The 26,313-nt window shown below is 28.5% G+C and carries 20 protein-coding genes; 6 read left to right on the plus strand and 14 right to left on the minus strand.

Annotated elements, in window-relative coordinates:
* Positions 1 to 300: 300 nt before the first annotated feature.
* Positions 301 to 504, plus strand: a complete 204-nt coding sequence (locus BW723_RS12250; RefSeq protein ID WP_068364283.1) for a hypothetical protein — start codon at positions 301 to 303, stop codon at positions 502 to 504.
* A 71-nt stretch (positions 505 to 575) separates the two neighbouring features.
* Here BW723_RS12250 and BW723_RS12255 read toward each other — a convergent pair whose 3' ends face one another.
* From BW723_RS12255 to BW723_RS12265, 3 genes are read right to left on the minus strand one after another with little or no spacing between them, the layout of a single operon-like run.
* Positions 576 to 1,469 carry a transglutaminase family protein gene (locus BW723_RS12255; RefSeq protein ID WP_068365192.1) on the minus strand — a complete coding sequence of 298 codons (894 nt, stop codon included), beginning with the start codon at positions 1,467 to 1,469 and terminating at the stop codon, positions 576 to 578.
* Position 1,470: 1 nt separating this feature from the next.
* Positions 1,471 to 4,035 (minus strand): circularly permuted type 2 ATP-grasp protein, encoded by a 2,565-nt coding sequence (locus BW723_RS12260; RefSeq protein ID WP_226789205.1) that lies wholly within the window; start codon positions 4,033 to 4,035, stop codon positions 1,471 to 1,473.
* A 5-nt stretch (positions 4,036 to 4,040) separates the two neighbouring features.
* A complete protein-coding gene (locus BW723_RS12265; RefSeq protein ID WP_068364280.1) occupies positions 4,041 to 7,388 on the minus strand; it encodes a transglutaminase family protein in 3,348 nt (1,115 codons plus the stop codon).
* A gap of 247 nt (positions 7,389 to 7,635) precedes the next feature.
* On the opposite strand from BW723_RS12265, the gene BW723_RS12270 reads away from it, so the two are divergent.
* Positions 7,636 to 9,102, plus strand: a complete 1,467-nt coding sequence (locus tag BW723_RS12270) for a circularly permuted type 2 ATP-grasp protein (RefSeq protein ID WP_068364277.1) — start codon at positions 7,636 to 7,638, stop codon at positions 9,100 to 9,102.
* A gap of 9 nt (positions 9,103 to 9,111) precedes the next feature.
* Positions 9,112 to 10,062 (plus strand): alpha-E domain-containing protein, encoded by a 951-nt coding sequence (locus BW723_RS12275; protein ID WP_068364274.1) that lies wholly within the window; start codon positions 9,112 to 9,114, stop codon positions 10,060 to 10,062.
* Positions 10,063 to 10,082: 20 nt separating this feature from the next.
* Here BW723_RS12275 and BW723_RS12280 read toward each other — a convergent pair whose 3' ends face one another.
* The 6 genes from BW723_RS12280 to BW723_RS12305 all read right to left on the minus strand — a co-directional run bounded on the left by BW723_RS12280 (position 10,083) and on the right by BW723_RS12305 (position 16,152).
* Positions 10,083 to 10,442 (minus strand): hypothetical protein, encoded by a 360-nt coding sequence (locus BW723_RS12280; protein WP_068364271.1) that lies wholly within the window; start codon positions 10,440 to 10,442, stop codon positions 10,083 to 10,085.
* Positions 10,443 to 12,515, minus strand: a complete 2,073-nt coding sequence (locus BW723_RS12285) for a fibronectin type III domain-containing protein (RefSeq protein ID WP_068364268.1) — start codon at positions 12,513 to 12,515, stop codon at positions 10,443 to 10,445.
* Positions 12,516 to 12,607: 92 nt separating this feature from the next.
* Complete coding sequence (locus tag BW723_RS12290) at positions 12,608 to 13,120, minus strand: porin family protein (RefSeq protein ID WP_068364265.1); 513 nt, start codon at positions 13,118 to 13,120, stop codon at positions 12,608 to 12,610.
* Between the two features lie 112 nt (positions 13,121 to 13,232).
* A complete protein-coding gene (gene mnmE, locus BW723_RS12295; protein WP_068364260.1) occupies positions 13,233 to 14,627 on the minus strand; it encodes a tRNA uridine-5-carboxymethylaminomethyl(34) synthesis GTPase MnmE in 1,395 nt (464 codons plus the stop codon).
* Between the two features lie 94 nt (positions 14,628 to 14,721).
* Positions 14,722 to 15,600 carry a mechanosensitive ion channel family protein gene (locus BW723_RS12300; protein WP_068364257.1) on the minus strand — a complete coding sequence of 293 codons (879 nt, stop codon included), beginning with the start codon at positions 15,598 to 15,600 and terminating at the stop codon, positions 14,722 to 14,724.
* A 51-nt stretch (positions 15,601 to 15,651) separates the two neighbouring features.
* A complete protein-coding gene (locus BW723_RS12305; RefSeq protein ID WP_068364253.1) occupies positions 15,652 to 16,152 on the minus strand; it encodes a Dps family protein in 501 nt (166 codons plus the stop codon).
* A gap of 265 nt (positions 16,153 to 16,417) precedes the next feature.
* Between BW723_RS12305 and BW723_RS12310 the strand changes: the two genes are divergently transcribed.
* Positions 16,418 to 16,756, plus strand: coding sequence for a DUF4870 domain-containing protein (locus BW723_RS12310; protein ID WP_068364250.1), 339 nt, complete (start codon positions 16,418 to 16,420; stop codon positions 16,754 to 16,756).
* A 61-nt stretch (positions 16,757 to 16,817) separates the two neighbouring features.
* Here the strand turns inward: BW723_RS12310 and BW723_RS12315 are convergent, their stop codons facing one another.
* Positions 16,818 to 17,249: a DUF4268 domain-containing protein gene (locus BW723_RS12315; protein WP_068364247.1), complete on the minus strand. Its 432-nt coding sequence runs from the start codon at positions 17,247 to 17,249 to the stop codon at positions 16,818 to 16,820.
* A 164-nt stretch (positions 17,250 to 17,413) separates the two neighbouring features.
* Positions 17,414 to 17,995, minus strand: coding sequence for a MiaE family protein (locus BW723_RS12320; protein ID WP_068360650.1), 582 nt, complete (start codon positions 17,993 to 17,995; stop codon positions 17,414 to 17,416).
* A 122-nt stretch (positions 17,996 to 18,117) separates the two neighbouring features.
* Here BW723_RS12320 and BW723_RS12325 point away from each other — a divergent pair, with 122 nt between their 5' ends.
* A complete protein-coding gene (locus tag BW723_RS12325; RefSeq protein ID WP_068360647.1) occupies positions 18,118 to 19,431 on the plus strand; it encodes a DEAD/DEAH box helicase in 1,314 nt (437 codons plus the stop codon).
* 3 nt (positions 19,432 to 19,434) lie between these two features.
* Here the strand turns inward: BW723_RS12325 and BW723_RS12330 are convergent, their stop codons facing one another.
* Together BW723_RS12330 and BW723_RS12335 are read right to left on the minus strand one after the other, a co-directional pair.
* A complete protein-coding gene (locus BW723_RS12330; protein WP_068360644.1) occupies positions 19,435 to 21,627 on the minus strand; it encodes a SulP family inorganic anion transporter in 2,193 nt (730 codons plus the stop codon).
* On the minus strand, positions 21,628 to 22,374 hold the full coding sequence (locus BW723_RS12335) for a universal stress protein (RefSeq protein WP_226789206.1): 747 nt from the start codon (positions 22,372 to 22,374) through the stop codon (positions 21,628 to 21,630).
* Between the two features lie 215 nt (positions 22,375 to 22,589).
* On the opposite strand from BW723_RS12335, the gene BW723_RS12340 reads away from it, so the two are divergent.
* Positions 22,590 to 24,443: a cation:proton antiporter gene (locus BW723_RS12340; RefSeq protein WP_068360638.1), complete on the plus strand. Its 1,854-nt coding sequence runs from the start codon at positions 22,590 to 22,592 to the stop codon at positions 24,441 to 24,443.
* Here BW723_RS12340 and dnaX read toward each other — a convergent pair.
* Positions 24,432 to 26,120 carry a DNA polymerase III subunit gamma/tau gene (gene dnaX, locus BW723_RS12345; RefSeq protein ID WP_068360635.1) on the minus strand — a complete coding sequence of 563 codons (1,689 nt, stop codon included), beginning with the start codon at positions 26,118 to 26,120 and terminating at the stop codon, positions 24,432 to 24,434. The two genes, BW723_RS12340 and dnaX, sit on opposite strands and share 12 nt — an antisense overlap.
* Positions 26,121 to 26,313 lie beyond the last annotated feature (193 nt).

The raw sequence follows: 26,313 nt of genomic DNA on the forward strand, positions 1-26,313 counted from the left end.
TATTATCTCTGTATAATATTTTGGATAAACTTAACAGTAAGGGTGTATTAAAAAGTTATATGAAACAAAATAGAAAGTATCATTACGCTGCTTAATTTTTTGTTTATGTAGAATAAAAAAAAATGCCATTTTAATTAATACAATATTAAAGTGGCGTTTTTTTTTGATGACAATAATTTTATTGAACTACAAGTTATCTAGTTTAACTTGTAGTTGAAGTAAGGTTTGTATGCTTTTAACTAAATTTTGTTTATTTACAGTTAATCTATCGTATTTTTGTTATATCCTAAAAAAAATACAATGAAATTCAATAATTTAACAGAACAGCAAAAGTCGGTATTAAAAGTAATTCAAACAGAACCCCTAACCAGTTTTCAAATTTTAAAAAGAGTTGAAAATATATCTATGATTTTATCCCTATATAATATTATGGACGAACTAAAAAGTAAAGGTGCTCTTAAAAGCTATACAGTAGAGAATGTAAAATATCATATTGCTAGCTAATTATTATTTCAATAAAAATAAAATTATAATACTTCAAAAATGAACCATTTTGGTGATTTTTTGAAGTTTTTTTATATTACAGCTGGTCTAATATCAACAGAAACATTCATAATACTTTTTCCAGAACCATAAATAACACCTTTTAAAGGAGGTACATCATAATAATCTCGACCATAAGAAATTACAATATGTTGGTCTTTTGGTATTTGATTGTTAGTAGGATCAAAATCTACCCAGCCAAAATCTGGTATAAATACAGAAAACCAAGCATGAGATGCATCTGTACCCACTAATTTTTCTTTTCCTGGTGGTGGTAAGGTTTCTATATAACCACTAACATATCTGGCAGGTAAACCAATTGAGCGTACGCAAGCAATTGCCAATTGTGCAAAATCTTGGCAAACTCCTTTTTTGGCTTCCATAACTTCTTGAATTGGTGTTGCTATGGTACTAAAATTACTATCGAATTTAAACTCTGTAAAGATTCTTTTCATCAACTCGTTTGCAGCCTCAAAAACAGATCGGTCTTTTTTAAAAGATTCTTTAGCATAATCTTTAATTGTTGATGAAATATTTTTGATTAAAACAGAGTCTAACAAAAACTGTTTGGCATCTATACTTTCTGGATTTAATGTGTTTAATTTTAATAATGCTGTTTCTAAAGTTATTGATTTATAGGTTTCTGAACTTAAATTATTTTGTTGCAATTCATAAGATCTATCAACTTTACTTACAGCAGTTACAATAAGTTCTTTGTGTTGTTTTTCAATTGAAAAATGGGTAACAGAATTACCAAAAAAATCAATATTTTCTTTAATTACAGTTGGTTTTGGAGTAATCTCTAATTTATAGTCTAGTAATCTTTGACCTGCAAATAATTTAGGTTTTAAAATAGCTAAATTATGACAGTAAGTAACGTTATTATCGTATTTATAAATCGTTTTATGTATGATAGAAAAAACCATATTAAGATATATAATTTTGATTAAACAACTGTATTTGTTCATCAGAATGATTAAAATACATATCTGTTAAAGATAATGATGTATTGTGAATCATATCACTTAAAGAAGCTAATAAATCTTCTAATTCAGTTCTTGTAAACGAATCTTTATCAACTTTTATAAGATTAGTTGCGTTGGCTTTATTAATTAAATTACACGCATCTAAAATTGATTTTTGAACAGAAGATAAATTAGTATCTTCATTTCTTTTTGGTAGCCTAAATATATCTTTTTGAATTCTATTTATTTGATATTTTAAAGATCTAGAATAAGAATTATCAAGCAATATTAAATTAATAACATTTTCAATATCTAAATAAGATCTAAAACTATATCTATAAATATTTAAGCTTTCATGGCTATTTAATAAAGATTCTAGAATTTCATATTCAACGTCTTCATTGTGTTTTATAGTTAATAATGCTCTAGATTTATCGATACACATTATGGCTTGCTCCATTTGAAAACCAATAAAATAAACTAATAAACCTTGCTCTACTAATATGCTTTCTTCAATTAAACCAATGTAAGCTATTAAATCTATGATTACTGTATCTAATAATTTAATAATCTTGTGGATGTTTTTATGATCTTCTTTTTCAAAACTATGCCAAGTTTTATGCAATTTGTCGTAAACACGCCACATATCTTTAGACCACAGATTTCTAAGCGAATAATAAGAGCTATTAAAAGAGGATAAAGAGTGTGCTAAACTACCAAACTGAGTTTCATCAAAAAGTACTTTAATAATTTCTTTTAAAGGATCTTTAAATGCTTCTTCTTTATTTTTACCTGTAAACCCAGGAAAAATTGAAGTTAAGTGTGTTATAGATTGATATAAAATATGTAAGTTTTCTGAATCTGAATTTCGTTGAGTAAACTCAGAATTAGACATTTGATTTAACACCATTCTAATATACCTAGCAGTTACTAAAGTTCTTGCTAAATATCTACCAGACCAAAATAAGTTTTCTGCTGTATTACTTGGTATATTACCAATTCCTGATAAATTATTCGTTGTAGAGTGGTGCCAATGATATCTTTGTCTTTTTTTGTACGATCTTTTTTCGGTGTTTGTAATCCAAAAATCTTTACTTGTTCCACCTCTTTGGTTAGAAACTCTTAAGCGTTCTCTTTCTGCAGCAACTCTTACCAAACCTCCAGGCATAATACTGTACTCGTTTTCTTTAGCTACAGCAAAAGTTCTACACATTACCTTACGTGGTTCTAATTGTTCTTTTGATAAGTTTGGAGCCGTAGAAAAAGATATTTTTTCTTGGGCTACGTAATGATAAGGTTTTGCAAGAATTTCTTTTTTTAAAGCTTCAAGTTCAGCTTTATTTAAAAATTCACAGAAATAGATATGTTCTCTATGTGTATTGTCTATTGGTTTTACAACAAAGTTTTTTAAATTATCTAAAACATGTTTACGTTCTTTTTCTTGTCCACACCACCAAGACGCAATCTGAGGTAAAATAAGGTCTTCTTTTAAAAAGTATTTACAAATAGAGTTCATAAAAGGAATTAACCCAGGATTCTCTAAAACTCCACTTCCAATAGGATTCATTATAGCTACATTTTGCAGTCTAACAACATTTAATAATCCTGCAACACCTAAATAAGAATTTCCATTTAGTTCTAAAGGATCTGAGTATTCATCGTCTACACGTCTGTAAATTACATCAATTTGAATTAATCCTTTTAAGGTTTTAAGCCAAACTTTGTTGTCTCTTACCACCAAATCATTGCCTTTTACTAAAGGATAACCAAAGAAAGATGATAAATAGGCGTGCTCAAAATAAGTTTCATTATGAGGGCCTGGAGTTAAAATAACAATTGTAGGATTCTCTTTGTGAGATGGCGCAGCATTTATTAACAATTCATTAAAATCTTTAATAAAGCTAAAAGGTTGTTTTACATTTATTTCGTTAAAAATATCTGGAACAACTTCACTTGTAGTAAATCTGTTTTCTAGAGAATAGCCTAAACCTGATGGAGCTTCGGTTCTGTCGTTAACCACCCACATTTGTCCATCTGGACCTCTAGCCAAATCTGCAGAATGAAATAATAATTGTTTTGCTGTTTTATATTGAATTTGATGACAAGGTCTTAAAAAGCCACGATGAGAAAATATAATTTCGTAAGGTACAATTCCGTTTTTTATAAGCTCTCTTTTGCCATAAATGTCTTTTAAAACTAAATCTAAAACTTGTGCACGTTGTTGTAATCCTTTTTCAATATTCTTCCATTCTTTTCTTTCGATAACAAAAGGAATAATATTTAAATTCCAAGGTCTATTTAATCCATTAGGATCATTATATACATTATAAGTTACTCCGTTTTCTGCCAGTAACCAATCTAAATCTCCTTGTCTTTTTGTTAATTCGTTAATACCTAATTCAGAGAAATTAGTTAATAGTTTTTCCCAATTAGGATTTATTTCCATATTAGATTTTAAAACTTCGTCGTAGTTTTCAAAATCTTTAAAGTAATCCTTAAAAAAAGAGGTTATTGGTGTTTTTGTCAAGTTAATTATTTTTTGAGACGCAAATCTAAGGTATTTGGATATTCTGAGTTAACAGGATATACTTTATATCTATAAATATTTGAACTTTCTTCTTCTTCAACACTTTTTTCAGTTACTTCTTTCTCACTTTGCATTAATTCTTCGATGTAACTTGCATCAGTTTGTGTTTCTCCTATATCCCAAAAACGGTTAATTCTACGAGATTCTGCTTCAAAACTATTTACAGGATACGTTTCATAAGATCTACCTCCTGGATGTGCTACAAAATATTTACAACCACCAATAGATTTTTTACTCCAAGTATCAACAATATCAAAAGCCAAAGGTGTATCTACACCAATAGTTGGGTGTAAAGCCGAATACGGATCCCAAGCTTTATATCTAATACCAGCAACATATTCACCTTTTTTAGTAGTAGGTTGCAATTGAACTTTTACGCCATTACAAGTCAATACATATCTTTCGTTTGTAAAATTAGATACTTTTACTTGTAAACGTTCTAAGGATGAATCTACATAACGTGCGGTTCCTCCACCAGTCATTTCTTCACCTAAAACATTCCAAGGTTCTATACCTGCTCTTAACTCTAAATGAATATTATTAATATCTACCATTCCATGTAATGGGAATCTAAATTCAAAGAAAGGATCGAACCAATCTACTTCAAACTCATAACCAGCTTTATTTAATTGTTCTACAATATCCTTAATATCTTCTCTTACAAAATGTTCTATTAAAAACTTGTCGTGCAATTCTGTACCCCATCTTACTAAATTATGTTCATAAGGTTTTTCCCAGAACCAAGCCACTAAGGTTCTTACCAATAACATTTGCATTAAACTCATCTGCGGATGTGGAGGCATATCAAAACCACGAAGTTCTAAAATACCCAATCTACCAGAAGATGAATCTGGCGAATATAATTTATCAATACAAAATTCTGCTCTGTGTGTATTACCAGTTAAATCTGTTAATAAGTGTCTAAACAAACGATCTGTTAACCAAAAAGGAACTTCGCCACCTTTCGGAATTTGACTAAAAGCAATTTCTAACTCGTATAAGTTTTCCATTCTAGCTTCGTCTATTCTAGGCGCTTGACTTGTAGCACCCACAAATGCACCAGAAAATAAATAAGATAATCCAGGATGATGTTGCCAAAAAGTTAGTAAACTTCTTAATAAACTAGGTTTTCTTAATAAAGGGCTATCAGATGGTTTAAAACCTCCAAGAGTTACGTGGTTTCCTCCACCAGTTCCTGTATGTTTACCATCAATCATAAACTTTTCTGTGCCTAAACGAGATTTTTTAGCTTCGGCATATAACGTTAAAGTGTTTTTGACTAGTTCTCCCCAACTTTTCATTGGGTGTACATTAATTTCAATTACTCCTGGATCTGGAGTAATTTTCATTGATTGTAATCTGTTATCATGTGGAGGATTATATCCTTCTAAAATAACAGGAATGTTTAATTCTTGTGCAGTTGCTTCTATAGATGCTATTAAATCTAAAAATGCATCTGCAGATTCTAAAGGAGGTAAAAATAAATACAGTTTACCATCTCTTATTTCTGAACAAAGTGCAGTTTTAACAAAGTATTTTGGTTTGTCTTTGTTAATACCTTTAGCTATAAAATCTTTATATCTTTTGTTTACTTTTCTTTTGAAATTTGGTAAGTCTTTTTGTTCTTTAAATAAATCTGGTTCATAAACCGGAAAAACATCATATTCTGGTTTTGCAATTAAAGATTTAATTGGTAACCTTAATCCTATAGGCGATGTTCCTGGGGTTAAATGTAAATTTTTTCTTCTAAAAACCCACTTGCTAGAAAACCACTCATCATTATGATTATTTAAAGGCAATACATAACCCACAGGTTTGTGAGTACCTTGTGCTAAAATATCAGCAAGTCTATTTCTTACTAAATCTTCGCTATCTTTTTTGCTAATATCTATATCTATTGGTAAATTTCCTTCTTCCCAAAGTAGGTAAAAAGCATCTTCGAAAGTGGGTGTAATATTTTGATTAGATATACTTAAATATCTAGTTAATGTGGTTAGGAATCGGATATCAGCATCTTCTGGTACAATTGGGTTTGGTGCAAATGATGATAATAAATCTTGATTGTACCAAATTGGTTTTCTGTCTATTCTCCAATACAATTGAATTTCCCATCTTGGTAAAGGTTCTCCAGGATACCATTTACCTTGCGCGTGATGTAACATTCCACGAATACCAATCTTATCCATTAACCTTTTGGTTAAATTGTTGGCAAGTTTTCGTTTATGAGGACCATCAGCATCAGTATTCCATTCAGGAGATTCCATATCATCAATAGAAACAAAAGTAGGTTCGCCACCCATTGTTAATCTAACATCTCCTTCTTCTAATTGTTTTTCTACTTTGTAACCTAGTTTTTCAATGGCTTTCCATTGTTCTGTAGTGTAAGGTTTTGTTACTCTTGGCGATTCTAATATTCTAGTTACAGAATTATCAAACTCAAACTCTGTTTCAATTTTTTCATCAGAAATAATTCCTCCTGTAACTGCTGCTGCACTTTTATAGTGAGGAGTACATGATAAAGGTATATGACCTTCCCCAACTAATAAACCAGAAGTGGAGTCAAAACCAATCCAACCAGCACCTGGTATATAAACTTCTGTCCAAGCGTGTAAATCTGTAAAATCTTGTTCAGGACCAGAAGGACCGTCTAAAGATTTTTCATCAGACTTTAATTGAACAATATAACCAGAAACAAATCTTGCTCCAAAACCTAAATGTCTCATAACTTGAACAAAAAGCCAAGAATAATCTCTACATGATCCTGTTTTACACGATAAAGTTTCTTCAGAAGATTGTACACCAGGTTCTAAACGAATATTGTATTTTAAATATTCATAAATTTTTCTATTAACATCAATTAAAAAATAAATTGTTTTTCTAGGTGTATAGTCAATGGTTTTTAAAAAATCTTGTAATATCTCGCTATCTTCATTAATCTCTAAATAAGGTGCTAATTCTTTTTTAGTAATCTCATCATATTCAAAAGGGTATTCTTCTGCATTTTCTTCAACAAAAAAATCAAAAGGATTTATCGTTTTTAAATCTGCAATAATTTCTACAGCAATAGAGAGTTCTTTTGTTTTTTCTGGAAAAACCACTCTTGCTTGATAATTACCAAAAGGATCTTGTTGCCAGTTAAAAAAATGGTTTTCTGGTTTTATTTTTAAAGAATAAGATTCTATTGGAGTTCTAGAATGTGGTGCAGGTCTCAATCTAAAAATATGTGGAGAAAGCTTTACAGAACGATCGTATTTGTATGTTGTTTTATGTGATATTACAATTTTTAATGCCATAAATGCTTTTTTAAAATTATTTTTATTTAAGCGAACGTGAATTTAATAAAACTGATATAATTTAACTACAAATATCAAAAAATTAATTCGACTATTTAGTGATTATTGTATTTTTAATAAAAACTTAATTTTGATAAATTAAAATGAAGCTTTTTGTAAAATTACCTAAAATAATTTAACAAAAATCATCATTTTAGCTATATATTTATATTTAATTTTATTAAATTTACCAAAAAAAGGATCCAATTTGAAAGCACCAACAAGTTTACCAATTTTTTCTTCTTATGAATTTGATTCAAGATTTTATGATGAAATTTTTACAAATAATAACGAAGTAAGAGAAGTTTATAAAACACTTTTTAATTTATTTAGCGAATACTCTGTAAATGATTTTGTGAATTTAAATGATAAAGCAAAAGATGCTTTTTTTAATCAAGGAATTACATTTCAGGTATATAGCGATCAAGAAACAAAAGAGAAAATTTTCCCTTTCGATTTATTCCCAAGAATTATTGGCCATGAAGAATGGTGTAAAATAGAAAGAGGCGCTTTGCAACGAAGTAAAGCTTTAAATCTTTTTTTATGGGATTTATATCATGATCAGAAAATTATAAAACAAGGTATTGTACCTAAAGAACTTATAGATTCTTCTGCCAATTATTTAAAGCAAATGCAAGGGTTTAATCCTCCAGGAGGTGTATATAACCACGTTTCTGGTACAGATTTAATAAAACATTTAGATGGTGAGTATTATGTTTTAGAAGATAATATTAGATGTCCTTCTGGTGTAAGTTATGTAGTTGGTAATAGATCTGCATTAAAAAGAACATTATTTGGGGTTTTTAATCATTATCAATCTTATAACGTTTCTGATTATGGAGAAAATTTATTAGAAGTTATAGAATCTGTTAAACCAAAAGGTGTCGATTTACCTAAATGTGTGGTTTTAACACCTGGAGTTTATAATTCAGCTTACTATGAGCATTCTTTTTTAGCTAAACAAATGGGAGTAGAGCTTGTTGAAGGGCGAGATTTATTCATAGAAAACGACTTTGTTTATATGAAAACCATTAAAGGCTTAGAAAGAGTAGATGTTATTTACAGAAGAGTAGATGATTTATTTATAGATCCATTAGAGTTTAATAAAGATTCTTTATTAGGTGTACCTGGTTTATTTAAATGTTATATGAAAGGTAAAGTTTGTTTGGTAAATGCACCTGGAACTGGAGTTGCAGATGATAAAGCAATTTACACATATATGCCTCAGATTATAAAATATTATTTAGATGAAGAACCAATTTTAAATAATGTACACACTTATCATTGTAGCAGACCAGATGAGTTAAAATACGTTTTAGAAAATGTAGATAAGTTGGTAATTAAACCTGTGGATGAATCTGGCGGATATGGAATATCTATTGGTAATAAATTAACCAAAGAAGAAATAGAAAAAGTAAAAGTAACTATAAAAGAAAGCCCTAGAAAATATATTGCACAGCCAATTATGTCTCTTTCTACACACCCAACATATATAGAAGAAGAAAACTCATTTGAGCCAAGACACGTAGATTTAAGAACTTTTACATTGTTAGGTAAAGATGTAGATTTTGTTTTAAAAGGAGGTTTAACAAGAGTTGCGTTAAAACGAGGGAATTTAGTAGTGAATTCATCACAAGGAGGAGGATCTAAAGATACTTGGGTATTAAAAAAATAAAACTATTTTATGTTAGCAAGAGTAGCCAATAATTTATTTTGGATGGGACGTTATATAGAGCGTTCAGAACATTTAGCGAGGTATATGAATGTAAATTATTTTTCTTCATTAGATGCTCCTAACGATATATCTCAATCTAGACAATTTGTATTACGTTCTATGCTTTTTGTAGCAGATGAAGAAGAAATAAAAGATATTAAAGAATTAGATGAGCAAGAGGTTTTGTTTGATATTGGTTTAAATCCTGATAAACCATTTTCTATAGTTTCTTCGATTAATAATGCACAGCAAAATGCAAACGGAGCAAGAGATTTAATATCAACAGAACTATACGAATCTATAAATACTTTAAAAAGAACTGTAAATAATTACGACAAAAACATTTTTGTAAAAAATGGTTTATTCGATTTTACAACAATGGTAACCACAAATGTGGCTTCTTTACGAACAAAAATTAGAGGAACATTATTACATGATGAGGTGTATGCAATTATTATGCTGGGTATTTACATAGAAAGAGCAAACCAAGTAATTAGAATTATTAATTCTAAATATAATGATGCTTTAATAGAAAAAGTAAATTTTGGAAGTTCGCTTACTAAAAGTTACGAATGGACAACTTTATTAAAGTGTGTAGAATCTTATGATATGATGCGTAGATACTACAGAAAAGTACCTACAAGTCATACAGTTTTAGACTTTTTAATATTAAACCCACACTGCCCAAGATCTATAATGAATTCCTTAAAATGTATAGATAGCTATATTGGTTATTTATCTAAAGAAGAATTTCCGGATAAAGATTCTGCCGCATTTTTAATTGGTAAATTAAAATACGAACACATGTTTAAAACCATAGAAGATGTACAAGGAGATTTAAAAGGATTTATCGAAAAATTAGTAGACGATTTATCTTTAGTAGGCGAAAAAATGGATAAAGATTATTTTTCTTTATACTAAGTAGTTTATTTAAAATACAATTAATTTAAAACTGTTTTAGAACCTTTAATTCTAAAACAGTTTTCTGTTCCTAAGAACTTTGGATCTCCATATTCTTCAGACCAAAAGCCCTCTAAAATATCTTTGTTTAAACATTTGTAAACCACAGTTCCGTAATAAGTATTGTTTTCATCACCTTGATAATTAAAGTTTACAACTAAGGTGTTATTTTTAAAAAAACCAACTCCAAATTGTTCTTGACTTTTATTAATGATCCATTTAGCAATAATTCTATTTTCATCATCTAAAGTTAAAGAAAGAACACCTTTATAAGTTTCTTCAGATTCATTTTGATTACTGCCAATAATAGAAAAATCACCTAAAATATCTTCTTTTGTCATCTATTTTATAATTTCTACAAACAAATCTCTTTTGTCATTTATATTATGATAAAAATCTGCTTTCTTCATTCCACTAGAAATAGAAACAATTTCATTTTTATAATTTTCAAAAATAATTTGAGGATATCCTTTTGTAGCAATAGTGTAGTAAGATTGTGAATCTCTATTATAAATAGTTGCTATTTTTTTATGTTCACTATCCGATTCAAAAGACCAACTAGGATCATTGTTTGTACCGTAAATAACTTTACCATTTAAACTAACTGTTGATGCAAAATTGGGCTGATTAAAAGTTGTTATTGAAGAAAAGTCGTTACCAGAATATAATTTTTGCTCTTTAAAATTGATGATATAATTATCTGCTAAATTATAGCTCGAATTTCTTTCTTTATTTTGTTTTAAAGGTACAGGTACTAATTTTAATTTTATTAATAATCCGTAATTATCAATGCTAAATAAAATACTATTTGGTTCGTTATAATGCCCTATAAGTAATTGATTATCTTTAGTTTCTAAAACTTTATAATCATAGCCAGACTGATAGTTAGGGAAATGCATCTTTTTATCGACTAAAGTTAAAATATCATTATTTCTTGAATAAGTATAAATATAGTTATCTTCTACAAAAACATAATATCCTGAAGATGTATAAATAAAATCATCAATAGAAAATAATTCCTTAGGTTCTAAGCTGTATTTAAAATCTAAACTATTAGCATCATAAATATCAAAAGCTCCACTTTGATCCACAAAAATTTCATCACCATATACTGTTGTATAAAACTTTATAGGTATGTAATTGGAATAATTTATATCTTTAGTAGAAACAGCTTCAACACTATTAGTTTCGTAATTATAATTATAAATTCTTGAAAGATTTACTGTGTTAGAATCATAACCATATAAATAGATATTGGGTTTGTTGGGGTTTATTTCGTAAGAAATGATATGTGTTAAATCTAAGATTTCTTCTCTTTTAAAATCTACTTCCCAAGAGGTAATAAAATTATCATTTGTATCATAGGTTTTGTTTCCAAAAATATCATAAACGTGAATTGAATAATAAGGTTTTTCTAAATAGGGTGGATTTTCATCAATAAAGCTAGTCTTATTTTTATCAGTAATTTTGGTTACAATTACATTTTGTTCTCCAAAAGCACTAATATTTGGTGCGTAGTTAGAATACGAAATTTCGTAGTGCGAAAAATAAGGCATTTCACTTTTTGTCCACTTTAAACTTATTGTGTTATTTATTACAGTTGGATTTTCTAAATTAACAGGTGTTGCAACTAAATTATAGGTGTTTAAAGTTTCTAATCCACTTTCACCCAATAACCCAGATTGTATTTTTACTTTTAGAAAATAACATAAATGTTCTTCATTGGGAGGCGAAATATCTCTAAAAACAGTGGTGTTTGGGTCTGTAATAGTTTCAACTAAAACAGCATTATTTTTAGAACAATAATCTCCAGAACTTGCACTTCTGTATATTTCATAAGCAATAAATGGTTCTGAGCCAGTATATGGATCCCAATTATAACTTATATAATTATTAGATGTAGCTGAGGTGTTTCTTGAAAAAGTATCAGAAATATTGTCTATTTCTTTTGGTACATAGGGTTTTAAAAATGCTGTAATTATGTCTTGTTCTCCATCTCCATCTACATCTAATTTGGTTTTAAAATTAAATTCTGAATTTGTTAATTTAGTAACAACAATTTCTTCTGTTTCATTAAAATTATTAGACAGTGTAATTATTCCTTTAGATAAATTCCAGTTTAAAGTGTTCGATAATTTTGAACAATTACTATCTTCAAACAAAACTTCTTCATAAATACCATTTTCTTTAAAAACACTATAATTTCTGCCACAATCCAAATAATCTAATGGGACTTCTATTTTTTGTCCTTCGAATTCTAAAAAATAAATAGACCAAATACCTATTAAATTGTTTGCTGTTGCAGATGTTTCTGCATTAGAATAAAAATCGGTATAAAAATCATATTCATCTTCTTGAGAACAAGAGAGTATTAAACTTAAAATTAATAATAAAAATGGAAATTTAAATTTCATAACAAAGTATAAAGTGTCTAATTAACTTCTTAAAAAGAAGATTTAAAAATAGTCTTTTTAAATTGCAGAAAAAATAAATAAAAGTTTAATTATTAAAAACGTTTACCAATTCCTATTCCTATAGACCAAGTACCAAAGTTATTTGAACGATAATCATAAAAAACAGTTGGTGATACATCCCAATGATTACCAAATTCAATTTCGTATTCTAAACCAGTTCTTATAATAAATAAATCTTCGTTTTTTTCGAATTCTATACCTGTTCCAATGACTAAAATCCATTCTTTGTGAAATTTCCAAAGAGCATCTAATGTTAAAACTACAGGAAACTCTTTTTCTACAAAGATTTGATGATCTTTTTCAATTTCGAATGTTTCTAATTCTAAATCGTTATGAAAACCAAACCCCCATTTTTTATTGAACCAATACTCTAAGTCTAAGCCAATTGTAGGTACAATTACGGTTTTATCTCCATCATTTGTAGCCATTGGTATGTAAGTATGACTAAGTACTGGACTAATTCTAAAATGTTTAAAATGTTCTTCTTGTGCAGCTAATTTTATTGTTCCTAATAAGAGTACTAAAACTAGAATGTTTTTTTTCAAAATAATTTAATTTTATATTAATTCAGATACAAAATTAGGAGCAAGTTATTATTTAAAATATGATAAATGTTAACTCTTTTTAAAGAAAATAGTGTAGAAATTGTTAAGGATTTTACTTACCGATACAAAAATTAGAAAAAATATGACCTAAGATATCTTTATCTACATCATAATCTCCAGTGATGGCTCCTAAATGGCGTAAACATTCTCTAATATCTATAGAAAATAAATCTGTTGATATTTCTAAATCAATACCTTGTTGTACAGAAGTTATGGCAATTAGAGCATTATTTAACGCTTCAAAATGACGTGAATTGGTAACAATTGTTTCGTTATTGCTTAAAGCCCCTATATTAACTAAAGCAGTTAATTCTTTTTTAAGTTCGTCTATGCCTGATTTATTTTTTGCTGATAGTACAATAAGATTTTCTATTTCGCTTTGTAAAATTGATGAATCGTGGCAAGATAAAGTATCAATTTTATTGGCAATAACTAACAAACGTTTGTTTGGAAAACGGTTTTTAATAGTGTTAATTTCTGCTAAAAAATCTTCTCTAGAATATGCGTATTTATTTGCATCGATTAAGAAAATAATTAACTGTGCATTTTCTGCTTTTTCATAGGCTTTTTTTATACCAATACTTTCTACAACATCTTTAGTTTCTCTAATTCCTGCTGTGTCTATAAATCGAAAAGCAACACCATCAATAATAATTTCGTCTTCTATGGCATCTCTTGTAGTACCAGCAATATCAGAAACTATGGCTTTTTCTTCGTTTAAAAGTGCGTTTAATAAAGTAGATTTCCCAACATTTGGTTCGCCAATAATAGCAACAGGAATTCCGTTTTTCATAGCATTACCAAAAGAAAAACTATCAATTAAACGTTTTAAAACAAAAGTAATTTTTGATACTAATTCTTTAAATCTTGTTCTGTCTGCAAATTCTACATCTTCACCAGAAAAATCGAGTTCTAATTCTATTAAAGCAGCAAAATCTAAAAGCTGACCTCTTAATTCTTTAAGCTCGTTTGTGATTCCTCCTCGCATTTGTTGAATTGCCATTTGATGACTGGCAGCAGAATTAGAAGCAATAACATCTGCTACAGCTTCTGCCTGACTTAAATCCATTTTTCCATTTAAAAAAGCACGCATTGTAAACTCGCCATTATCAGCCATTCTACAACCATTTTTTAAAAATAACTGAATAATTTCTTGCTGAATAAAACTAGATCCGTGACAAGAAATTTCAACTACATTTTCGCCAGTATACGAATTTGGATTTTTAAAAACGGATACCAAAACTTCATCTAAAACAATATTATTATCAACAATATGTCCTAAATGAATAGTATGAGATTTCTGATTTTTTAATGTTTTTCCTTTTTTTATCGATTTAAAAAAAGCATCAGCAATAGTTATTGCATTTTCTCCAGAAAGTCTAATTACAGCAATTGCTCCAACTCCTGCAGGTGTTGCTAAAGCAATAATAGTATCGTTTTTAATCATACTGCAAAAATACATAAAGATTTTATCAGAAAAGAAAAAGCACTACAATTAACGTAGTACTTTTTTACAATCATACAAATAAAGACTGTTTGTATTAGTTTGATGACATATGCTGTTTTGCAATATCATTCTTAACATTTAATTTATTTGTAAATTCTAAAGTTCTTATTGGGAAAGGAATATTAATATTTTCCTTATCAAAAGCTTTTTTAATTTGAATTATGGCATTACTTTTTGCTTTTAATTTTTGTAATGCATTTTGGGAATCTACCCAAAATCTACATAAAAAATTAATAGAGCTATCACCAAACTCTGTGTAGTAGAACTCAACATTTTTACCAATTTCTTTTTGATTAAAATTATCTTGAATGGTTTGTTTTGTTAATTTTTCTACCATTTCTAAATCTGCTCCATATTCCACACCACATTCTATAGCAATTCTCATTTGTGTTGTTAAAGAGTAATTCTTAAAAGGATTCTCTAAAATGGTTTTATTAGGTATAACAACTGTATTATTATCTGCTTCTCTAATTACAAAATAGTTTAAATTTATATCTATAACTTCACCTGCATAACCATTGGTTTCTACCCAATTACCAATATTTAAATTGTGTCTAAAAGATAAAACAACACCAGAAATTGTGTTAGATAATGTGCCTTGTAAGGCTAAACCAACAACAATACCAGAAACACCAGCTGCAGAAACAATAGTTTTTAAAGTGCCATCGAATTTTAAAACAGTCATAGCAATATATAAACCTAATAGAAAAATTACAGCAGATGCCACTCTAGAGACTAAATTTCTAACAGATTCTTGCTTAATTCTATTTCTTAAATTTTTTGAAATAAAGCTATTTATAGCTCTAGATGCAAAATATGCTATTAGTACAACAACAATTGCAATTGCAATATTGGGTATGTTTTTTAAAAATATGTCTCTCCAGGTTTCTAGTTTTTCTATTATTTTATCCATGATTGTTTTTAAAATTCGTTATTGTAATTTTTTCTGATGTTTTAGAATTTACTACTTCACAAAACTGGTATTTAATTCTTCTTTGGTGTCTTTAGACCAAGCATTTAACATCCAAGTAGATTTTTCTAACTCTCTGATGTAAGCACCAATTAAATCTAAAGTACCTTCGTCTTTCGCTTTTTCAGCTCTGTCTACAACTTTTCCAAATTGTTCTAAGATAATTTTATGATCTTCAATTATTTCGCTAACCATTTCGTAATCAGATAACAAGGGTGATGATTCTTTAATTTTGGAAACTTCGATATAATCTGACAATTTGCTAATTGGGTGGTATTTAAGCGTTACAATTCGTTCTGCAATTTCATCAATCTTAAGTCGAGTATCATTATACATTTCTTCGAACTTATTGTGTAAGTCAAAAAAGTTTTTGCCTAAAATGTTCCAGTGAAAATTTCTTAATTTCTGATAATACACGTGGTAATCTGCGAGTAATACATTTAATTCTGATACTACTGGTAAAATTTTTTGATTGTCTATGTTAAGGTAATCCATCATAATTTTGGGTTTTAAATTTATATTTTATACAAAGGTATTTTTAAAGTGAAATGTTTTTTTGCTCAAATAAATGAGATATTAACCTATATACTTTTTTAAAATTTCTTTATAGGTTAATTTTCTTAATTCGTTTATAATTAAGTAGTTTAAGTTAAAATTTTAAAGTATTTTTAGATTAAGGTGTTTTCTGATGACATATTGAAATGTAACAAATCCAGAATTTGAGCGACAAATAGATACAAACCAAACAACAATTATAAAGATGAAAGAAGATAAACAACTATTAGTTTTAACACATTTAAGTCAGTTATTAGATTTTGTAACTGGTATTGGTGGCTTTATTGTGCCATTAGTGTTATGGCTAACTAAGAAGGATGAAATTATAAATATGGATGCACATGGTAAAGCAATTATCAATTTTAGAATATCGATGTTTATTTACATTTTAATCTGTATTCCATTAATTTTATTATTAGGATTAGGAGTTTTAGGATTAATAGCTATCGGAATTTTCTATTTAATTTTTCCGATAACAAATGCTATAAAGGCAAGTAATGGAGAAGAACCCAATTATCCTTTTTCGATAAATATTATAAAATAAGTGAGAAGAAAAAGTAAAGTTAAAAAATCGCCATTTGGGCGATTTTTTTTTAGATTATATTTTAAATATTTTTGATAACATCTTCGTATTCATAAAAGAAGAGTTCAAACTTTTCCATAGTTTCAACATAAAATTCATAGCAATCTCGCCACGTGTTTTTGTTATAAATACTGAATTTTTTATCCAAAGTAACATATATTCTGTGAATGGTTTTACCACTTTCCAAGAGGTAATCGTCATCAAAAATTACTTCTGGTAGTTCAGTTTCTAACAGCGTTTTTAAAGAAAGTAATTGATCATAATACAAAAGATTTACCAATTCATCCGGATTTTCGATATCCAAACAAACCATTGCTTTTTTTCTATCAGCAACAAACTTAAAAGAAAAACCTTTTATTTTGGTATTGTATAAAAGCCATTTTCTTGGAAAAGATTTTCCAAAACTTGTCCAGAATAGTTTACGAATTTGTGCAGCTTCTTCTTTAGAGAACATTTTTTTTATTTGAGTTTCAAAACTTCAAAGTTTCAAAGTTGAGGTTTATCAATTTTACTATTTATTACAATAATATTTTTTCATTTTTGCTAACTGCTAACTGCTAACTGCTAACTGCTAACTGCTAACTGCTAACTGCTAACTGCTAACTGCTAACTGAAAAATTACCCGTGAATTTTAGCTAAATTCCCTCTTTCTTTCATCAATTCTGCTTCAAATTTTAATAAAGCATTCCATTTTTCGTCAACAATTGCTCTATCTTGATATTCTCTTGCAAATTGTAAAAAAGTTGTATAATGATTGGCTTCAGAAATCATTAAGTTTTTATAGAATTTTTGCAATTCTTCATCTTCCATATTTTCAGAAAAAACCTTAAAACGCTCACAACTTCTAGCTTCTATTAGAGCTGCAACTAATAAACGCTGAATTAAAGCATTGGTTCTATCTTTCGTTTTTGGGAAAAATTTTTGTAATCGAACAGCGTAATCATTTTTCTGTTCTCGCCCTAAAACCATTCCTCTTTTTACCATTAATAAATGCACCATTTTAAAATGTTGCATTTCTTCTATTGCAATATTGCTCATTTCTTTAACTAATTCTGTTTCTTCAGAATAATTAATGATAATTGATACTGCATTAGAGGCTGCTTTTTGTTCTAAAAAAGCGTGATCTGTTAAAATTTGTTGCAAATTTACTTTTGCAATTTCTGCCCAAGAAGTTTCTGTTTCGAATTGTAAGCCTAACATTGTTTTAATTTGAAAATACAAAAGTAAAGAATATAAACCCTTTTTTGGTAAAAGACTAACTATCTTTGAACCGAAATTTATAATCAATCAACTTCATTTAATTTTTTTAGAGATAAAATAGTATGGCAAATAACATTAAAAATCAAGAAGATATTTTAGCAAAATTAAATATTTATGAGTTGAATGAAATGCAGAACGAAGCAATTTCTGTTATTGATAAAACTACAAATACTATTATTCTTTCGCCTACAGGTACTGGTAAAACTTTAGCTTTTCTTTTGCCAACTCTAAAGTTGATAGATCCTGAAAATAAAGATATTCAGGTTTTAATATTAGTGCCATCAAGAGAATTAGCCATTCAAATTGAGCAGGTTATTAGAGAAATGGGAACAGGTTTTAAAGTAAATGCTGTTTATGGAGGGCGTTCTATGGCTAAAGATAAAATAGAAATTAAACATACACCAAGTATTTTAATTGGTACTCCAGGTAGAATTTCTGATCATTTTGCAAACGATCGTTTTTCTAAAGAAAGTATTAAAACTTTAATTTTAGATGAGTTTGATAAATCTTTAGAAGTTGGTTTTGAATATGAAATGAGAGGTATTATTAATCAATTGCCAAATATTAATAAGCGAATTTTAACATCAGCAACACAAGATGCAGAAATTCCTGATTTTGTAAAATTGAATAAACCAACTACAATAAATTACTTAACAGGTAAAAAATCTAAGAAATTAGATATTAAGATAGTTGCATCAGAAGCAAAAAATAAAAATGAAACGCTTTTAAATTTACTAAAACATATAGGTAATAAACCTGGAATTATTTTCTGTAATTTAAAAAGTAGTATTGAGCACGTAAGTGAATTTTTAAGTAAAAATAAAATAGCCCATTCTTGCTTTTCTGGAGGTATGGAACAAAGAGATCGTGAGCGTTCTTTAATTAAGTTTAGAAATGGATCTAGTCAAATTTTGTTGGCTACAGATTTAGCTGCAAGAGGTATAGATATTCCAGAAATGAAATACATTATTCATTATGAATTACCACAAAGAATAGAAGAATTTACACACAGAAATGGACGAACTGCAAGAGTTGATGCAAAAGGAACTGCTTATGTTTTAAAATGGCAAAAAGAAATTTTACCAGAATTTATAAAAGGTTCTACAAATGCAGATATTTCTAATAAGCAAAAATTAAAACCTATTTTTTGGGAAACTTTGTTTGTTTCTGGTGGTAGAAAAGATAAAATTTCTAAAGGTGATATTGCTGGTTTATTCTTTAAAAAAGGAAACCTAAATAAAGATCAATTAGGTGCTATTGAATTAAAACAAGATTGTGCATTTGTTGCTGTACCCGTTTCTGAAGTTAAAAGATTAACAGAAAGTTTAAATAATGTTCGTTTAAAAAATAAAAAAGTTAGAGTTTTTACTGTCTAATTTTTAGGCAATAATTTTCTGTAAACCAATACCAAAATAGGCCAGTGCTTTAATTTCTTTTACACTTGCTAAACGTTCGCTACCAAATACCAAAAGGCCTTTTTCGGTTGCTGAAATATGATATTGTTGGTTACTTTCGAAAAATAGAATTAAATCATCTGTAAAAAAGTCTTTTATTTTATTTTCATTTTTTCCTGATAAATAAAAACGTCTACTAAAATCTGGATGATTGTCTAAATCAATATCATCATAACCCACAAAATGTAAAATATGTTCAAATAGATTTTCCTTATCTAAAGTAAAATTAGGAATTTCTTTTTTTGTATGAATGTGCATCATTGTGGTTTTAACTAACCGTTTGGCAATTAGTTCACCTTCAGAAAAATGTACATCAAAAATAGTGGATGAATTGTTAGAAAGTACATTAGAAACTTTTTGTATTTTTCTAGTTTTAAAATATCCGAAGTTCGGTAACTCTTTCATTTCAACATCAGAAAAAGCATCATATTGCCAATTCAGTTTTTTACTAATATCCTCTATAGAACCTTGTCTTTTGGTAAATACTTTGTTTAAAGAGCTCATTTGTTTCGGAATAATTTTACGCAAAGCAAAAGGATGATTGCTTTTAGATTCTGCATCATCTAAACCAATAACCTCAAAATGGCCGCCTTTTCTGGTAAAACTTTCGGCATAATTACTCATATTTTCCATTACAGAATCATCAACAAAATCGCACATAGAAAAATCGATAATAGCTTCTTCTGTTTCCGGAATTTGATTGAGCTTACTTTTTAATTTTGTATAGTTTAAAAAACTTGAAAAATTCTTAACACTTACATAATAAATATCATCTTCTTTAAACATTAAAACATTAGGTTTTACTACGTTTTTAAAGAACAATTCAGCATTTTTATTAATCATAATATGAATAATAAATGTAGCAAAAATACCTACTAAAATACCTGAAATTAAACTCGTTGCAATTGTAGTTAAAAGTGTAATTAAAAAGATAACCAATTGTTCTTTACCAACTTTAAAAACTTTTATAATGTTTTCTGGTGATGCTAATTTGTAACCCGTAAATACTAAAATTGCTGCCAAAGCTGGCAATGGAATTTTACGCAATTGAGCCGCAAATAATAATATAAAAAGGATTAAAAAACTTGCGTGAAAAAAGTTTGCAGATCTATTACTACCTTTATTATTAACGTTTACAGAACTTCTTGCAATAACAGTAACTACATTTAAACCACCTAAAAAACCACTAATTACAGTTGCAATTCCTAAGGCTCTAATATCTTTATTTACGTTAGATCTTCTTTTTAAAGTATCTAATTTATCAACTGCTTTTATACTTAGTAAACTTTCTATACTAGCAACTAAAGTTATGCTAATTACAGCACTAATAAAATCGAATTCATAGATTTTACCAAAATCTGGAAAAGCAAATTTTGATAAAACATCATTAGGCAAATTGATTAATAAATGTTTATCAATAGGATAATTAGCATTAGAAAAATATTCGAAATAAGAATAAAAGCCAATACTTAAAATTACAATCCACATGGGTGCAGGAATCAGTTTTAAATATCGATTTCTAATTTTGCCATAAAAAATCATAATTAACAGACTTAATATGCCTACTAAACCCGCATAAAACATACTATTACTATCTGTTTTTATAAATTTTATGAATCCTGATGGTATTTGTAAAAGCAACTCAATAATGCTACCTTTTGCTGTAGTATTACCAAACATTACGTGAATTTGTTTGGCAAAAATACCTATACCAATAGCAGCCAACATTCCTTGAATAGCAGAAGAAGGAAAGAAATCTCCCAAAGAGCCCATTCTTAAAAAACCAAGAATTATCATAATAATTCCAGAAACCACAACAGCAGCCAAAGTATATAAAAAACCTTGTTGCATATCGCCATTTCCTAAAGTGGTAATTGCAGCTAAAATTACTACAACCAAACCATTTCCTGGACCAGTAATAGTTACATTAGATCCACCAATAATAGAAACTACTATACCACCAACAATTGCTGCTATAATTCCTGAAATTGGTGGTGCACCAGAAGCCAAGGCTAAACCTAAACCTAAAGGCAGCGCAATTAAAGAAACTACAAATCCTGAAAATAAATTTTGAGGTATTTCTGATAAAAATGTTTTAAAAGTACTCTGTTTTTTCATCTATTTTACAATTAAAACATCGGTTGGTAATTCAGATAAAATGTACTCAATGTCATGCGGAAAAATACGATCTAAGATTCCTAGTTTTTTAGGCGCATTCATAACCAATAAATCAGCTCTTTTTACTTGCGCATAATGGCCAATAGAATACCCTCTTTTACCAAATATACTTTGAGTTTTTACAGAAAAATTCTGACATTCAATATCTTTTAAAATATTATTTACACGTCTATTTTCTCTCGTTTCTATTCTTTCTTTATTAATATTTGCTCTACGTAAAGATCTGTCATCATTTACCTTAACTTTTAATTCTTCTTGTTTAATTTCTTCAACAATTGTAATTTTTTTACAGTTAAGATAATTCGCTATTAGAAAAGAAGTTTTAATAGTTTCTACTGTTTTTTTATCTTCTAAACCATTTACCACAATTTTTTTACAAGGCTGTCTTTCAATAGATGGTTTTATTAATAAAAGCACAGAACAAGGTGCTTTTCTTGTAATTTGTCTAGCAATAGAACCCACATAATATCTATAGAAATTTTCTTTCTGTAAGGCACCTAAAATTAATAAATCGATCTGTTGTTGTTTACAAGTTTTTAAAATAACATCTACAGGATTACCCTTTTGCCAAATGGGAGTAAATTTGGTGGTTAATAGATCTGCTTCTTTTAAAATAGCTTGTATATTCTGTTCTTTTTCTTCGGATTTTTCACCAACATGAACACCAACTAATTCTGCTTGAAACATATTAGCTAATCTAACTGCTTCAAATAAATTCGGTTTTAAGTTTGGTGAAAAAGCAATCCCAATTAGGATTTTATCAAATTTTTGCAAGAAAATTATTCGATTTAGTAGTTATTGGCACAATATACCAAACTTTAAAAGAAAGAAAAAAACTATAGATTTTATTTTTAAGATAAATAAACATTCTTAAATTTACTAATTAAACTTAGGCACAAAATATGTTAGAATTAGCAGGTATCATCATTTTAGGAATATTGGCACAATGGGTGGCTTGGAAATTTAAAATTCCTGCCATTTTACCTTTAATCTTAATTGGTTTATTAGTAGGGCCAATAGCTGCTGAATTTTTAAGCGATGATGGTTCTAAATGGATAGAACCAATTTGGAATGGTGAAAAAGGATTATTTCCTGGAGAGAGTTTGTACTATTTTGTATCGCTAGCCATTAGTATTATTCTTTTTGAAGGAGGTTTAACTTTAAAAAGGAGTGAAATTAAAAATGTTGGTCCCGTAATTACAAAATTAATTACACTAGGTTCTGCAATTACATTTTTTGGAGCAGGTGTTGTAGCACATTATATATTTGGTTTAGGTTGGGATCTTTCTTACCTATTTGCAGGTTTAATTATAGTTACAGGACCAACAGTTATTACACCTATTTTAAGAAACATTCCGCTAAAAAAGGATATATCTACAGTTTTAAAATGGGAAGGAATTTTAATAGATCCTATTGGTGCTTTAGTGGCAGTATTGGTTTTTGAGTTTATAAGTGTTGGTGGAGGTGGTGGTTTTACCAAAACTGCATTAATTGAATTTGGTAAAATTTTATTATTCGGTACTACCTTCGGATTTACGTTTGCGCACGCTTTAGCATATTTAATCAACAAAAAAATGGTACCTCATTATTTGCTAAATGTAGTTTCATTATCATCAGTATTAATGGTTTTTGTTTTATCAGAATTATTTGCACATGAATCTGGTTTATTAGCAGTTGTAGTTATGGGGATGGTTTTGGGTAATGGTAAACTAAAAAACTTAAAAGAATTGCTTTACTTTAAAGAATCCTTGAGTGTTTTATTAATATCAATTCTGTTTATTTTATTGGCAGCAAACATTAATATGAAAGATTTATTGTTGTTATATACTTGGAAAACAGCCTCTTTATTTGCCATTGTTGTATTTATTATAAGACCATTAGCAGTTTTTGCAAGTACTTATAAATCCAAATTAAAATTAAACGAAAAACTTTTCATCAGTTGGGTTGGGCCAAGAGGTATTGTTGCAGCAGGTATTGCTTCTTTATTTGGAAGTAAATTATTAAAACAAGGCGTAGAAGGTGCAGAGTACATTACACCTTTAGTATTTATGATTGTTTTAGGAACCGTACTTTTAAACGCAACCACAGCAAGATTATTTGCTAAAATGGTAGGTGTTTTTCTAAAAAGATCGAACGGAATTTTAATTGTTGGTGCTTCTAAACCTGCAAGATTAATTGCTGCTTTTTTAACCAAAAAAGGCAAAAGAGTAGTTTTAATCGATTCTAATAAAAACTTTATTGAAAAAGCTACAGAAAATGATTTAGAAGCTTTTAATGTAAATATTTATGATGATGAATTAACCGATAATATTGAATTAAATGATGTTGGATATTTAATTGCCTTAACAGGTAATGATTCTGTAAATAGGTATGCATTAAATAATTTCTCTAAAGTTTTTGGTGAACACGGTTCGTTTAGATTAGCATCTTCTACAGAAGTTAGTGATGCAACAGAAGAGGAAAAATATGGCTTCTTTACACCAAAAGACGATTATATTAATATGAGTGAAGCTTTTAGGGAAAATCCTAATATTACTGAGGTTAAAGTCGCTAATGAAGTTGAATATCAGAATATTTTAGATACTTTAGAAAAAGAAGAAAAGGCAATTCCTTTATTTATACAGAACAAAAAAGGGATTTATTTAATAGCCGAATTTGAAAAAGCAAAACAAGAAAAGAAAGATTTAGTGTTATCTTATTTAGGTAAAGATATTGGTGATGCTTATAAAATTGAAGAAGAAAAATTAGAAGTCTAGCTCAAAAGTTTGACGTAGTTTTTCGAGTAAAGGGTTTTTCTCTTTTAGCTTGTTAAATTTTTCTTGACTCGTGTATGCGAATTTCTTCTGAATTGTTTCGTTAACCTCAACATTTATAGAAATACCGTAATTGTTTAGTTTTTCTCTTAAAAAAGCCAATAATTTTGGTCTACCTTTTAAGAACTCATCTTTCATTAAATTACTAGGTACAGTATAAATGATTTCAAAACCTTTTGATAGTTTTGGAGTTCCTGAAGCAATAATTGAAGCTAAATTGTTTTCACCTTTTTTACGTAATAATACAGGATATTCTTTCCAATGATTTTGTAAAGTTTCTTCTTTAAATGGATCTTTTGGATGATTATCGTAATTTTCTTCAGCAATAGATTTTTTCACTACTTTTTTCTCATGAATACTTTTTAAAGTAAGAGAAGAAGTACGCCTTTTTACCGATTTTAAAATTGGTTTTCCTAGTTTTGGTTTTATTTCTTCTGATGTTTTTGGTTGCGAAACCTCTACTTTATTTACAACAGGTTTTACTGCTTTTTTAGGAGCAGGAGAAAGTGCTTGAAAAAATGTTGCAGGAATTATGTAGTTAGCTGGCTTTTTTTTTTCTCCATCAAAAGTGATAGAGGCAATCTGCATTAAAGTTAATTCCACCAGCAATCGCTGATTTTTACTAGTTCTGTAGTTTAAATCGCAATCATTCGCTTTGTTAATCGCTTGCATTAAAAAAGGAATACTTGCTTTGGTAGATTGCTCTAAATATTTCTTTTTAGCAGTATCACCAACTTCTAATAAATCTAAAGTTACTTTGTCTTTAGCAACTAGCAAATCTCTAAAATGACTCGCTAAACCATTTATAAAATGATGCCCTTCAAAACCTTTACCTAAAATGGAATTAAATGCATTTAATACATCAGGTATTTTGTTGTTTAGCAACAAATCTGTCATATTAAAATAGGTATCGTAATCTAAAACATTTAAGTTTTCGGTTACAGCTTCACGAGTTAATTCTTTGCCAGAAAAACTAACAACTCTATCAAAAATAGATAAAGCATCACGCATTGCACCATCAGCTTTTTGGGCAATAATATGTAAAGCATCATCTTCTGCTGTAATGTTTTCTTTTTCGCAAATGGTTTTTAGATAATTTTTAGCATCTAAAACACCAATTCTTTTAAAATCGAATATTTGACAACGAGATAATATTGTAGGTATTATTTTATGCTTTTCTGTAGTAGCTAAAATAAAAATGGCGTGTGCAGGTGGTTCTTCTAAAGTCTTTAAAAAAGCATTGAATGCAGCTTGAGATAACATGTGCACCTCATCAATAATATAAACTTTGTATTTACCAGATTGTGGTGGTATACGTACTTGATCGGTTAAATTTCTAATATCATCAACCGAATTATTAGAAGCAGCATCCAATTCAAAAATATTAAAAGCAAAATCTTCATCATCAGAAACTTCTACATCTTGCTGATTTATTTTCTTAGCCAAAATACGTGCACAAGAAGTTTTACCAACTCCACGTGGACCTGTAAACAATAAGGCTTGTGCTAAATGGTTGTTTTTTATAGCGTTCTCTAACGTGTTAGTTATGGCTTGTTGCCCAACAACATCCTCAAAATTTTGTGGTCTGTATTTACGTGCAGAAACTATAAAATGCTCCATTAAAACTTTTAATTTATCGCACAAAAATAGGGATATCAACTATTTTTAGCAACTGGGTTTCTTAACAAAATGCTAAAGTTGTAAACAAAATGTATGAAGTTTAGTTAAACTACGACATATTAAGTAATTCGAGTTTTTTTATCGAGTTAAAAGTTCAGAAATTTGTGCCAAGAATTATTTATGTTCTTGGTGC

Origin of the sequence: Polaribacter reichenbachii (genome assembly GCF_001975665.1) — a bacterium.
GTDB lineage: Bacteria > Bacteroidota > Bacteroidia > Flavobacteriales > Flavobacteriaceae > Polaribacter > Polaribacter reichenbachii.

Coding starts and splice junctions, on each gene's coding strand:
- BW723_RS12300 (WP_068364257.1), bottom strand. CDS start 15,600: ATGGATAAAATAATAGAAAAACTAGAAACCTGGAGAGACATATTTTTA.
- BW723_RS12340 (WP_068360638.1), top strand. CDS start 22,590: ATGTTAGAATTAGCAGGTATCATCATTTTAGGAATATTGGCACAATGG.
- BW723_RS12255 (WP_068365192.1), bottom strand. CDS start 1,469: ATGGTTTTTTCTATCATACATAAAACGATTTATAAATACGATAATAAC.
- BW723_RS12330 (WP_068360644.1), bottom strand. CDS start 21,627: ATGAAAAAACAGAGTACTTTTAAAACATTTTTATCAGAAATACCTCAA.
- BW723_RS12285 (WP_068364268.1), bottom strand. CDS start 12,515: ATGAAATTTAAATTTCCATTTTTATTATTAATTTTAAGTTTAATACTC.
- BW723_RS12280 (WP_068364271.1), bottom strand. CDS start 10,442: ATGACAAAAGAAGATATTTTAGGTGATTTTTCTATTATTGGCAGTAAT.
- mnmE (WP_068364260.1), bottom strand. CDS start 14,627: ATGATTAAAAACGATACTATTATTGCTTTAGCAACACCTGCAGGAGTT.
- BW723_RS12320 (WP_068360650.1), bottom strand. CDS start 17,995: ATGTTAGGCTTACAATTCGAAACAGAAACTTCTTGGGCAGAAATTGCA.
- BW723_RS12310 (WP_068364250.1), top strand. CDS start 16,418: ATGAAAGAAGATAAACAACTATTAGTTTTAACACATTTAAGTCAGTTA.
- BW723_RS12265 (WP_068364280.1), bottom strand. CDS start 7,388: ATGGCATTAAAAATTGTAATATCACATAAAACAACATACAAATACGAT.
- BW723_RS12275 (WP_068364274.1), top strand. CDS start 9,112: ATGTTAGCAAGAGTAGCCAATAATTTATTTTGGATGGGACGTTATATA.
- BW723_RS12305 (WP_068364253.1), bottom strand. CDS start 16,152: ATGGATTACCTTAACATAGACAATCAAAAAATTTTACCAGTAGTATCA.
- BW723_RS12315 (WP_068364247.1), bottom strand. CDS start 17,249: ATGTTCTCTAAAGAAGAAGCTGCACAAATTCGTAAACTATTCTGGACA.
- BW723_RS12325 (WP_068360647.1), top strand. CDS start 18,118: ATGGCAAATAACATTAAAAATCAAGAAGATATTTTAGCAAAATTAAAT.
- BW723_RS12250 (WP_068364283.1), top strand. CDS start 301: ATGAAATTCAATAATTTAACAGAACAGCAAAAGTCGGTATTAAAAGTA.
- dnaX (WP_068360635.1), bottom strand. CDS start 26,120: ATGGAGCATTTTATAGTTTCTGCACGTAAATACAGACCACAAAATTTT.
- BW723_RS12335 (WP_226789206.1), bottom strand. CDS start 22,374: ATGTTTCAAGCAGAATTAGTTGGTGTTCATGTTGGTGAAAAATCCGAA.